The organism is Rhodothermales bacterium, assembly GCA_034439735.1.
GTDB lineage: Bacteria > Bacteroidota > Rhodothermia > Rhodothermales > JAHQVL01 > JAWKNW01.
Genome location: JAWXAX010000056.1, coordinates 1 through 12227, shown reverse-complemented (window position 1 = coordinate 12227; position 12227 = coordinate 1). Strand labels below are relative to the sequence as shown.

At 64.1% G+C, this 12227-nt stretch carries 6 protein-coding genes; 5 read left to right on the top strand and 1 reads right to left on the bottom strand.

The window, feature by feature from the left end; all coding sequences use genetic code 11:
• Nucleotides 1-45: 45 nt before the first annotated feature.
• The 5 genes from SH809_03810 (at nt 46) to SH809_03790 (ending at nt 9001) form a co-directional block, all read left to right on the top strand.
• Entirely contained in the window at nt 46-621 is a 576-nt protein-coding gene (locus tag SH809_03810) for an RNA polymerase sigma-70 factor (GenBank protein ID MDZ4698811.1), read from the top strand.
• Nucleotides 618-1631 carry a FecR domain-containing protein gene (locus tag SH809_03805; protein ID MDZ4698810.1) on the top strand — a complete coding sequence of 338 codons (1014 nt, stop codon included), beginning with the start codon at nt 618-620 and terminating at the stop codon, nt 1629-1631. Before SH809_03810 ends, SH809_03805 begins: the two co-directional genes overlap by 4 nt.
• Before the next feature lie 24 nt (nt 1632-1655).
• Nucleotides 1656-4442, top strand: coding sequence for a carboxypeptidase-like regulatory domain-containing protein (locus SH809_03800; GenBank protein ID MDZ4698809.1), 2787 nt, complete (start codon nt 1656-1658; stop codon nt 4440-4442).
• A gap of 127 nt (nt 4443-4569) precedes the next feature.
• Entirely contained in the window at nt 4570-7782 is a 3213-nt protein-coding gene (locus SH809_03795; GenBank protein ID MDZ4698808.1) for a CHRD domain-containing protein, read from the top strand.
• A 409-nt stretch (nt 7783-8191) separates the two neighbouring features.
• Entirely contained in the window at nt 8192-9001 is an 810-nt protein-coding gene (locus SH809_03790) for a tetratricopeptide repeat protein (GenBank protein MDZ4698807.1), read from the top strand.
• 75 nt (nt 9002-9076) lie between these two features.
• On the opposite strand, the gene SH809_03785 is transcribed toward SH809_03790, so the two are convergent.
• Nucleotides 9077-12010 (bottom strand): FAD-linked oxidase C-terminal domain-containing protein, encoded by a 2934-nt coding sequence (locus tag SH809_03785; GenBank protein ID MDZ4698806.1) that lies wholly within the window; start codon nt 12008-12010, stop codon nt 9077-9079.
• Nucleotides 12011-12227 lie beyond the last annotated feature (217 nt).

Sequence of the window (12227 nt, the reverse complement as noted above, 5' to 3'; positions counted from 1 at the left end):
GATCGGTAAGCTCCCGGCCGCGGTAACCGCGTGGCGCCACCCACAATGCTATCAAATCAGACCGAAACGGATCTCTGCAGGAGGCTGCAGGCCTCGGATCGAAGCGCTTATGAGGCGGCTTTTCGCCTGCTCAGGGGCGGCTTGCTTCGGTATGTCCGGTCGATCGTGGCGGACGATGCGATTGCCCACGATCTGGTGCAGGACGTATTCGTCTCGCTGTGGGGGTTGCGTGCCACGCTGGACCCGGCGCGTTCGCTGAAGGCGTATGTGTACACGATGGCTCGGAACCGGGCGTATCGGTACCTCCGCGACGAGCGGGTGCACCGGCAGAAGCACGCGATCATCAAGGAGGAATCCTCCGCGTTTATCTCGACGCGGGAATGGCCGAGCGCGCACATCGATGCGGATGCCCTTAAATTACGGCTTCAGGCATGGATCGAGGAGCTGCCGGATCGGCAGCGCGAGGCCATTAGCCTGAGCCGGTACCACGGCATGAGTCACCGCGAGGTGGCGGACGTGATGGGGGTATCGCCGCGTACGGTGAACAATCATATTATGCGGGCCCTGGAGCACCTGCATCTACGCGTTCAAGCGTATGAACCCTCATTTTTAGCGTCATGAGTACGGAAAATCCATCGCCGATTCCCGAGGACGTCTGGAGAGAAGCCGCCGGCATTCCGCCTTCGGCACGCCCGGGGATCGAGCGCATCTGGGCCTTGACCGGCGGTATCGAGCCCTCGCTTGTGGCCGCGCCGGACGACGATGCGGCGTGGGCGGACGTCGAAGCTCGCCTGACGGCGGCTTCCGGGGGCTCGTCGGGAAGTCCAGACCGGGTGGCTCTGCGCCGCGGCCGGCGAGCTTCGTGGCGGCTTCGCTGGCTGCCGACGGTGGCTGGCGTGACCCTGTTGCTCGTCGTTGGAGCGCTGTTCTGGCGCATGCCCGTTCGCGTGTACGTCCCGGCCGGCGACGTAGCGACCGTCGATCTGCCCGATGGGTCCCGGGTCGAACTCAATAGCGGCACCACGCTTCGGTATCAGCGTGGGTTTGCGGTAGCGCCGTTTTTCCCCGCCGCGCAGCGCCGGGTCGAACTGGAGGGCGAGGCCTTCTTTGAGGTGATGCCCTCGGGACGCCCGTTTGTGATCCTGACGGAGAACGCCGAGACGCAGGTGGTGGGTACGACGTTTAATGTCTGGGCGCGGGGTGATCACGCGCCGTTTGAGACCCGCGTCACGCTTGCGACAGGTCGGGTTCAGGTACGAGGACGAGCATCGACCGACGAAGCCGTACTGCTCGAGGAGGCCGGCGACATGGCCCGGATCGGGATTTCGGACGATGGAGGGGGCGCGCAGGATATGGCCACGCTGGACCACGTGATGTCCTGGAGGCGTCGCGGCTTTGTGTTCATCGCCGAGCCGATGGGCATCGTCCTCGCCGAGCTCGAACGTCGGTTTGACACCCACGTGGACGTAGAGCCGGCCGATCTCCTGTCGCAACGCATGACCGTCCTCATCGCCCGCGACGCAACGCCTGAGAGCATTCTCACCGACGTGTGCCTGGCGCTGGATTGCCGGTTCCGGAAATCCAGTCAGGGGTACACGGTATACGAAGCCGGAACGTCGCCGGCCTGGTAGCCACGGCGTCCGTCCACAATGCACATGGTAAACACGATCCGTCTGGCCCTCGTGAGCCTGGCGGTGATCGGCCTGTCGGGGATCGCCGTCCAGCGACCGCTCGCCGCCCAGGAGGCGGCGCCGGTTCGGTATACCCTCGTGCTACAGGGTGTGGCCCTGGACCAAGCGCTTGAAGATGTAGCCGCGCGCACGGGGATCGATCTGGTGTATTCGGAGAGCCTGGTGGGGGGGCAGACGGCGTATTGCGCGGCGCGCGCGCTGGAACTAGAGGCCCTGTTGCGCTGCGTACTGAACGCCACGGGCGTCGATTTCGTGCGGTCGTCTTCGGGTACCTACGTGTTGATCGAGGCCCTCCGGCAGCCGGCCGCGCGTGGTAACCTGGCCGGCAGCATCGTCGATGAAGTATCGGGCCGTCCGCTGCCATTCGCCAACGTGTTGCTGGCCGATGCGGCGGCGGGCACGACGACGAATGAGGATGGACTTTTTGGCTTTTCGCAGTTGGTGTCGGGGAAGCACCGGGTGATCGTGACCTATATGGGGTACGAAACACGGGTGGACAGCATCTGGGTGCGGCCAGGCCTGTCGAGCCGGATGCAGATCCGGCTACGCCCGAGGGAAATCGCGATGGACCCCATCGTGGTGACCGGCATCGAACAGCGTCTCCCGTCCGAGCGGCTTGGTAGGGGCGAGCGGGGGGCGGCCGATCTGGAGGCCATTGGTTCGCTTGGAACGCCCGATGTCGCGCGTGGCGCCGGCTTCGTGACCGGCGTGACCGTTCAACAACCGCTGGCGGATATCCACATCCAGGGCGGGGCCAGCGGCGAACATCTTACCTTGTTGGACGGCGTGCCCGTCCGGGACCCCGTCAGCCTGGGGCGCCATCTCAGCGCTTTCAGTCCGCTGTCGATCGAGCGGCTTCGCGTGCAGAAGGCCGGCTTCGGCGCCGAGTACGGCAGCCATCTCTCAGGCCTGGTGCTGGTGGAGCACGATGTCGATGTAGCCGGCGCACACAGCGGCACGATCACCGCCGACCCGCTGAGTGCCAACGCCAAAGTGAAGGGCCGCATCCGTTTTACGGGGGATCGTTCTGGCAGCTATATGGCTACGGTCCGAACCAGCGCCTGGGAGGTGTACCAGGACCCCAGCCTGCGCAGCCTGCTCAGCAACTGGCACAGCCCGGATCCGCTCCTGTCCTCACGATGGACCGGTCAGACCGTCAACACGACCTCGCTTCGCTGGTACCGAAACGACCCCGTCGTCAACTTCTCTGACGCCCACGCCGCGCTCCGCTTTCACTTCGGACCGTTCCGGGTGCTCAACGCGTCGGTGTATCGGGCCACGAACGGCATCCGCTCCGTGATGCAAGGCATCAACGCCAACGGCCAGGATCAGCAAGAGTTGATGTATACTCGGGACGACTACGACTGGACGAACTGGGCGGCGCAGGTGCGCCACAGTTGGATCCTCGGTGCGCGGTCGGTGGCGTCCGTGCAGGCGCGTGGGAGCTGGCACGATTCCCGATACGGGTATCAAGCACTCCATACGGCCGTTGTGGCCGATCAGGACTTGACGCGTCAGTTCGCCGGCCTGGACTCGCTCAGCGCCCGCATCGCCGATGCACCCGGCTCGTCGGAAGGCAACCAGGTGAACGAGTATGCGCTAGTCGGACAGGTCTCTCACAGCTTCTCCCCGTCGCGGCAGCTCGACCTTGGCATCGAGGGATCCCGCACGGAAAGCTGGTTTCTGTTGCGCAACGCCTTCCTTCGTCCATTCCAGTACGAGCGTAACGCCTGGCTGCTGGCCGGGTTTATAAAATCCACCACGTCGCTGGGCTTGGGGCTGGTACTCGAGGCCGGCCTGCGGACGACCTACCTGCCGGCCCGCCAGACGCTCTACGGCGAACCCCGCCTCGCCCTCCGCTACGACCGGCAGGGAGGAGTTCTCGGCGATTACGCCCTGCGGTTTTCCGGCGGGCTCTACCGGCAATTCACCAATCAATTTGAGTTGACGAGCACCGGCGCGACGGCCGTCGTCCCCTCGATCCGGTTCTGGCTGCCGGTGGACGCTTCGATGGCGCCGCCGCGGGTGGCGCATCTCGTCGGCGACCTGCTGCTCATGCCAGCCACGGGTTGGAGCGTGCGGCTTGAATCGTACCTGAAGCTGCAGCCCCGGCTGGTGGACATCGATTACGTCCGTATCCTCCAGGAACTGAGGCGTAATGGTACTACCGAGATCGTAGGCCTGACCGATCAGTCGGCTTTTATCAGTCCGATGGCGGGGCGATCCGCCGGGGGCAGTCTGAGTGTACAGCGCGATGCCGACTGGGGTGATTTTTCGGTGGGATATTCCTACAGCCATGCCGTCCGGCGGTATCCGGGTCGTTTCGGAGAGGCCTTTGTGCCTGTGCCCTGGAACGAACCCCATCGCGTGGTGGCCGAGGCGCGGTTGCCGCTCCTGAGTTACCTCTCGGCTACCGTCGCCGGCCAGGGGTCGTGGGGCCGGCGCTGGGCGTTGCGGCGTACGTATTACGACTTCCTGGCCGCCGGCTCGGCGCCGCCCGTGACCGGCGCGATCGACCTTAACGCTCCGGGAGATGAGGGAGTACCGGCGTACCTGACCTTCGACATAGGCCTCACCTACGAACAACGCGTCGGGCCGACCTGGGTGCGGTTCCGCGCTACCGTTCTCAATCTGTACGACCGCCAGAACGTGTATGATTACAGCATCGAACAAAACGGCGATGTGTTCGACCGGGTGCCGCGGGTTCTCCCGGGCCGGCAGGTGGTGTTGTCGTTGCGGTTGGATATGTGATTGCCTGCCGTGTAGTCATTCCGCCAGGTTCACGTACTTCTCCCTGGAAACCCATCGTTCGAGCCCCTCAGCCAGTCGTATCCCATGGAGGGCGTAATCGAGCAACGTCAATCACGAAGAGGATGTTATGACAAGAACGCTACGACTCTGGCTTATCGCTATCCTGTTCGCGCTGTCCCCCGCTCTGCGCGACGCACATGCACAGGTCATCATCAACGAAATTGGGTTTGATGGTGTCGATTTCGGCGAGCAGCCGAAATGGGTGGAGCTGTACAATGCCGGCCCTGCCGAAGCCGATGTGTCCAGTTATGTACTCTGTAATTTTCCGGCGTACCCGGCTCTCTCTTCGCTGACGGCGCTATCGGGGTCAACGACGATTCCGGCTGGCGGTTTTCTTGTCGTGGCCTGGGAACGTCTGGACGATGCCATGGGCGACGGCACGCCCGACGGGAACGGCGAGGTGGGCCTGTATACGAACAGCGACTTCAGCAACTCCGATAGCATGGTCGACTACCTGCAATGGGGCACGGGTGGCCATTTTCGGGAGAGCGTCGCCGTCGGCGCCAGCGAATGGACAGCCGGCACGTTTGTCGCTGCTCCAGCGTCTGGCCAAAGCCTGTCGTACGTTCCCACGGGCGATGATTTTGTCGGCAACTGGCGCGTATCGGCGCCAACGCCCGGCGCCGCCAACGCGACCTTGTACCGCGCCATGCTTTCGGGTGGAAGCCAGAGCCCCGGGGTCCTGAGCCGTGGGACCGGCGTCATCGACGCCATTCTGGAGGATACCACGCTGACGGTCTCCGGTACCTTCAGCGGTCTCGAGACCGACTTTAACGTGGCGGTCGCCGGCGGCGCGCACCTCCACAACGGCCTGGCCGGCCAGGGAGGCGGCATCGCGATTGGTCTCACCGTTACGCTCGATGGCGACAACCGCGGTGGCCAGTTTGAAGCGGCGAACAACACATTCGCCCTGACGCCGGAGCAGGTGGCGAGCCTCTCGGCCCGCGCCCTGTACATGAATATCCACACGCTGGGAAATCCCGGTGGCGAACTGCGTGGCCAGATGGTCTCCGCCGCGGCCGAGACGTTTAAATCCGTGCTCTCCGGCAGCGGTCAGATGCCAGGAAATACCTCCCTCGGGCGCGGTATGATCGTCGCCGAGCTTGAGGGCACGACGCTCACCGTGAGCGGCGCGTTGTCGGGTCTGGCGAGCGACTTCAACCCGAACGTCGCGGGTGGCGCCCACCTGCATGCCGGCATGGCCGGCCAGAACGGGAGCATCGAGGTGGGTCTGGTCGCTACCATAGGCGACGACAACCGCAGCGTGACGTTCGCCGCGGCCGACAACACGTTCGAGATCGCACCCGAGCAAGCTGAAGCGATCCGGCTCCGCGGTATCTACACCAACATCCACACGGTCGACCTGCCCTCCGGCGAGCTGCGCGGTCAGATGATCGACGCCGGCAGCACGCCGTTCCTCGCTGCCCTCAGTGGGGCGAGCGCGGAGGCGGCCAACGCCAGCGCGGGAAAAGGATCGGTGATCGCGGAGCTAAACGACGGCTCCCTGCACGTACACGGCAGCTTCAGCGAATTGCGCGGCGCCTTCAACCCGAACGTCGCCGGCGGCGCCCACTTGCACGGCGGCCTAGCCGGCCAGTCGGGCAGTATCGCCTATGGCCTCGCCTCTGTCCGGGCGACGGATGAACTGAGCGGGGTGTTTGAAGCCGCGTCTAATATTTTCGAAGTGGACGATTCGGCGATCGACGCGCTCTTCGCGCGCGGCCACTACGTGAACATCCACACCCAGTACCAGGCCTCCGGCGAGCTGCGTGGTCAGGTAATCCCGGCGTGGTCGGTCCCCCTCCGCGCCGTGCTTTCGGGTCGTGCGCAGTCATCGCCCAATACCTCGCAGGCCACCGGCGGCGCGATGCTGGAGATCAGCGGGTCTAAACTCACCGTCACGGGCGCGTTTAACGGGCTGACCTCCGGCTTCAACGAAAACGTAGCCGGCGGCGCCCACATCCACGACGGCGGCCTGGGCACCAACGGCAGCATCGCCATTGGTCTGACGGCTACCCGGACGCCGGACGATCTGAACGGCACCTTCGCGGCGGCGGACAACGTGTTCGACATCACCGAGGAGGTGCGGACCAACCTGCTCACCCTCGTCAACTACGTCAACGTCCATACGGATACGCTGCCGTCGGGCGAACTGCGCGGGCAGATCCACCCGCTCAGCTACCGGCCGTTCGAGGCGAATCTGGCGTTCGATAACCAGGTCTCCTCCACCCCGGGCAAGGCGCACGCCCACCATGGCGGCAGCCAATCGGTTGCGGACCATAGCAATGCCTCTGGCGCCGTGTTGGCCGTGCTGGGTGATACGAGCCTGATCGTCTCGGGCTCGTTCAAGGACCTCAGTTCGGCGCTGAATGTCGGCATCGCCGGGGGCGCGCACCTGCATGCCGGGGCGGCTAATGCCAACGGCAGTGTGGACTTCGTCCTCACCTCGGCGCTCGCGGACGACAGCCTCAGCGGCACCTTCCCGGCCGCCGAGAACGTGTTGTCCATCACGTCCGAACAGAAATTGGCCCTGCTGGATGGTCTATACTATGTCAACGTCCACAGCCGCGACCACGCCCCGGGCGAACTGCGCGGCCAGCTGGTGCCCAGCGGCAACGTGGCTCCGAATAACCCCGTGATCACGGCGCCGGCCGATGGCGCGACGGTGGTGGTCGTGGGCGACCCCGACACGCCGTTTGAGCCGGCCTGGAACGGCGGCGACCGCAACGCCAACCCGGTGTTCTACACCTGGCAGCTGGCTGTGGATGAAGCATTCGAGACGCTGCTTGTCCAGGCCGCTACCGAGGCGCCCGTGTTTGCCTCGACCTTTGGCGATGTGAACACCCTGCTGCTGGACGCCGGCGTGGAACTCGACCAGTCTACTACCCTCTATCACCGCGCCATCGCGACGGACGGCAACTTCCGCGTGACCGGGCCTGCCGCCTCCGTGATCCTTACCCGCGGCGAGGTGACAAGCACGGACGAACCGGGCGCGCTGCCGGAGGCCTTCCGCCTCCAGGGCAACTTCCCGAACCCGTTTAACCCGACGACCACGGTTATCTTCGACCTTCCCGCCCAGGCGATGGTCGACGTCACGATCCACGACGTGCTCGGGCGCCAGGTGATGCACGTGCCGGCACAGGCGTTTGCGCCCGGCGCCAATCAGGCGATCCGGATCGATGCCTCCGAGCTCGCCTCCGGGATGTACGTCTACCAGGTGAAGGCCGCCGTCGGGAACGACATCACGGTGTCGAATGGACGGATGGTGTTGATTAAGTAACCGATCGACTCTGCGCGACAGGTCGCCCCGATTCAGGGCTCGGCGCTTCGGCGTCGAGCCCTTTTTTGTGATCGGGGGATACTGCTTCGCCTGCGGCAGGTGTCGATGTTTTGCACAACGGCTGACTCCTGAATCCCGCATCATGGCCCCAAAAACAGCATTTTTAACGTTTTAGATGACGGTGGTAATGCCGGCACCCGCTTTGTTTCTTGCCTATCCATCAACATGAAACCCCACCCGCGATACGCAACAGGGACAGTGCGTATCGTGTCCGAAAGCCCCGGCACGCAACAGGCCGGGGCTTTCTCTCGTTGTTACCTTTTTACAGATTGTGACGTACTGCGCAACAAAGTAGGGTGCTGCCTACGTCTGCTGGATGGACTTAAGGAATTACGACACTGTTGCACGTATGTCTCCGACTGCTACCGTTCTGGTACGCGCCTGGCGTATTGGCATGTTATCCGGTATGATGATGCTCGCCGGCGTCGGTTCGACGGCCGCGCAGAGCGGGCCGGCGTCGCTCGACCAGCTGCTCGAACGCGGCGACGCGCTTTATGCCCAGTACCAGAACGATGAGGCGCATACCCTTTTCGTATCCGCGTACGAAGTCGCCGCGGAGTCGTTTGATGTGCTGGCGCGGCTAGCGCGGACGACCGTGGATTTCGGGATGGACCTGGAAGCGGACGGGGAGATGGATCGCGCCGCGTCGTTGTACGAAGAGGCCATGGGGTATGCCGACGCTCTGGAGCGGCTCTATCCGGACAGCGCCGAGACCTATTTTCACCTCATCCGGACTCGCGGCAAGCTGGCGCTGTTCCGCGGTGGCAAAGAGAAGGTCGAGACCGGGCGTCACATCGAACGGTATTGCCAGCGTGGTCTCGAGCTGGACGAAAACGATCCCGATATCCAGGTCAGCTACGGGATCTTCCAGCGCGAGGTGGCCGATCTGAGCTGGATCGAGCGCACCTTTGCCCGGGCATTATTTGGCGCCGTCCCATCGGGCACGAAGGAGGAAGCCGTCCGCGCCCTGCTGCGAGCCATCGAGCTGCGCCCCGATTTTGCGTTCGCGTACTACGAGCTGGGCGTGACGTATATGGGCATGGGCGACCAGAAACGCGCCGGCGAGGCCTTCCGCGCCTCGCTCGACCTGCCGGCCTCCACGACGCAGGACATCCGCAACCGCGTCATCGCCCGACGGATGCTGGAGCGGCTGCCATAAGTGAGCGTGCTTCGCACACGGTCATGAAGGATGGCGACTAGGCGAAAGAATACACCGTTTTGCCTTTTGCCTTTTTCATTTTGCCTTTTCCAGCGCGTTTCGCAGCACCTGCGCCGGATGGAGGGCTTCGCGGCCTGATCCGTCTTTGATCTGGTGCCGGCAGCTGAAGCCGGCGGCCACGATGACGGTATCCGGGCTGGCGGCGCGGACAGCGGGGAGGAGGCGCCGTTCGGCCATCTGCATCGAGAGGTCGTAATGCTCGGCTTCGTAGCCGAACGAGCCGGCCATGCCGCAGCAGCCCGAGTCCACTTCATCGACCGAGCAGCCGGCGACGGCCAGGGCTTTTTTGCTGGGTTCGGTGCCGACGAGCGACTTCTGGTGACAGTGGCCATGCAGCAGGGTCTTGCGCGGATCGGTGGAGAAGACGCCGTCCAGGTGGCCGGCGGCGGCTTCGCGGGCGATAAATACCTCGAATAACATCGCATGGTCTGCCACGGCGCGCGCTTTTGTGTCTCCGGGGAGCAGCGAGAGGTACTCGTCTTTCAACGAGAGCAGGCAGCTGGGTTCGAGGCCGACGATCGGCAGACCGCGTTCGGCGAAGGGCGCCAGGAAGTCTACGGTTTCACGGGCGGCGGCGCGGGCTTCATCCACCAGCCCTTTCGAAATCATCGGCCGGCCGCAACAGCGGTGGCCCGGCAAGACGACTTCGTAGCCGGCGGCTTCGAGGACCTCGGTGGCGGCAATGGCCACTTCGGGGCTGTTGTAGGTGTTGAAGGTGTCGTTGAACAGCACCACCGTGCCACGCGTCGCCGGCGCTGGCGCCTTGTGCCGTTTGAACCAGGCCGTAAACGGTTGCCGGGCGAAGGCCGGCAGTGTGCGTTTCTGGCTGATGCCCAGCAGCTTTTCCATCGACCATTTCATGGGGCCCAGGCGGGAGCCCAGGTTGGCGAAGGGGGCGCGCCACCCGCTGGAGAGCCGGCTCAGCGCCGGGATCTGGCCAAAGAGCCGCGCGCGAAGTGGCGTGCCGTTCGCTTTATAATACTGGGCGAGGAATTCGAACTTGATCTTCGCCATATCCACCGAGGACGGGCATTCGGCCTTACAGGCCTTGCACTCGATGCAGAGGTCCATCACCTCGTACATACGCTTGCTGGTAAGCTCCTCGTGGGGCAGCCGGCCGGAGAGCGCGTTGCGTAACGCATTGGCGCGGCCGCGGGTGCTGTGTTCTTCCTCGCGGGTGACCATAAAACTCGGGCACATCGTACCCGTGGTGCGTTTGCGGCAGATGCCGGCGCCGTTGCACATCTCGACCGCGCGAACGAATCCATGGTCCGAGCTGAAGTCGATGTGCTCGCGGATCGGCAGCGTCTGGTAGTCCGCGCCATACCGCAGGTCCTGCGTGATCGACGGGGCGTTGACGACGTTGCCCGGGTTGAGCAGGTTTTTGGGGTCGAAGATCTGTTTGGCCTGTTGGTAGAGGCGGTAGAGATCGGTTCCAAAGAAGCGTTCGTTGAGCCAGCTGCGGACGCGTCCGTCGCCGTGTTCGCTGGAGAGGGAGCCGCCGTAGCCCTTGAGGAGGTCCACCGAAAAGGTGGCGATATCGGGCAGTTTGGCTACTTCGCCGGCGAGTTTGGTGTTGATGATCGGGCGGATATGGATGCACCCGACGCTGGCGTGAGCATAGTAGGCTACGTTGGTCCCGATGTCGTTGCAGTAGTTCTCGATTTTGGTGACGTATTCGGCGAGGTACTCGACGGGCACCGCCGCGTCCTCGATAAACGGGATCGGCTTGTAATCTCCCTTGACGCTCATCATGAGGCCGAGGCCGACCTTTCGCACCGTCCACACATTGGCCTGGCGCGGCGCGTCGAGCGCCGGCACGATGGCCGTCACCCCGATCTTCCGTCGGGCGACGTGCGCCTTCAGCTCGTCCATCTTGCCGGCCAACTCCGCGTCCGATTCCCCACAGAACTCCATGATGAGCACGCAGTTGGGCGTGCCCTCGATGAAGCTGTCGAGCAGGCGGGCGTAGGACGGCACATCGCGGCACATCGTGAGGCCGAGGTTGTCGAGCAACTCGACGGCCGACGGGTTCACCTCCAGCAGCACCGGTACGGACTGCAGCGCCTCGAAAAGGCTGTTGTAGTGGACGATGGCCAGGGCGGTTTTTTTAGGGAGCGGGACGAGGTTGAGTTTTATCTCCTTCATCACCGCAAACGTCCCTTCCGCGCCGCACACCATCTGGGCCAGGTTGAACCGGTTGTCGCGGGGCCATTTATACGTGCAGGTGGAGTCGATCAGCCGCTCCAGATTATACCCGCCGCATCGCCGCCAGTGGCGCGGGGTGCCGGCTTCGATGACGCCCTTGTTCGAGGGGTCGGACACGAGGTCGGACACCTGCCGGTAGATGGCGCCCTCCAGGCCGGCGCGGCGCTTACGCTCTTCCAGGCCGGCGGCGCTCAGCGGCTCCAGGTAGGCCGAAGTTCCGTCGCTCAGGAAGACATCCATCTCCATCACGTGGTCGGCCGTCATCCCGTACATGATCGAGTGGCTGCCGGTCGAGTTGTTGGACACGATCCCCCCCATGGCCGCCCGGTTACTGCTGGCCGGGTCCGGCCCGAACTGGAGCCCCATCGGCTTGAGGTGGAGGTTGAGTTCGTCCAGCACGATCCCCGGCTGCAAGCGCACCCAGTGCTCGTCCGTGTTCACCTCCAGCACCCGATTCAGGTGGCGCGACATGTCGATCACCAGCGCCTCGTTGACGGCCTGGCCGGCGAGGCTGCTGCCGCTTGTCCGGGGCAGGATGGGGATCTCGTACCGATGCGCCAGCTCGACGGCCGCGTGGACGTGTTCGAACGATTCCGGGATGAGCACCCCGTACGGCATCGCCTGGTAGATGCTGGCGTCGGTGCTGTACAGGATCTTGCTGTAGGTGTCGTCGCGCAGCGCGCCGTTGACGACGCGCCGGAGGTCGGCGAGGAAATCGGGCAGGGCGGTGGGGGTGGGCATGGGGTGTCCAGGTGAATGTACGCTGGTAGAGACGCCATACCTGGCGTCTCTAGGGGATGTCGGTATCATTTGTCGTAGCGACGCCATACCTGGCGTCTCTAGGGGATGTCGGTATCATTTGTCGTAGCGACGCCATACCTGGCGTCTCTAGGGAATGTCGGTATCATTCGTCGTAGCGACGCCATACCTGGCGTCTCTAGGGGATGTCGGTATCATT